Origin of the sequence: Pseudomonas viridiflava (genome assembly GCF_900602065.1) — a bacterium.
Lineage (GTDB): Bacteria > Pseudomonadota > Gammaproteobacteria > Pseudomonadales > Pseudomonadaceae > Aquipseudomonas.
On sequence record NZ_UWFN01000031.1, the window covers coordinates 1 to 424 of the forward strand.

Consider the following 424-nt stretch of genomic DNA (forward strand, 5'->3'; position numbering starts at 1 on the left):
GAGTAAAGGCGGCATTCTCGTGCTTGAAGCGACCCAGCGCGGTGCGTTTGACCGGCATGGAGTCGGGCTCGAACGGACCGATCTCGACCACCCAGCCGTGACGGTTTATCTCGTTGGGGTTCTTGGCGACGTCGAAGCGCGGGTTGTACAGGTGCCAGTTGTTATCCCGGCTGGCGACCGTCACGCCATAGCGCTTCATGCCGGCATCGAAGACCTGATCAGGATTACTGCTGCCGTAGCAGTCGGTGAAGTTCTCTTCGCACGTCAGGTAAGTGCCCCACCGCGTCTTGCCGTTGGCGCAGTTCTGAAAGGTGCCCAGCACGCGGGTGCCGGTTCTGTCGGCTTCGGTTTTGAGCCACTTATGGCCAGCGGCCGGGCCGCTCACTTTGATCGGCGTGTTGCCGTGAATGCGACGGTTGTAGCG

General features: G+C 61.3%; 1 protein-coding gene. It reads right to left on the reverse strand.

Going from position 1 to position 424, the window contains the following annotated elements; translation table 11 throughout:
• Positions 1–424: PhoX family protein (locus EE949_RS00145; RefSeq protein ID WP_122661874.1), on the reverse strand; the 424-nt coding region annotated here is incomplete at both ends.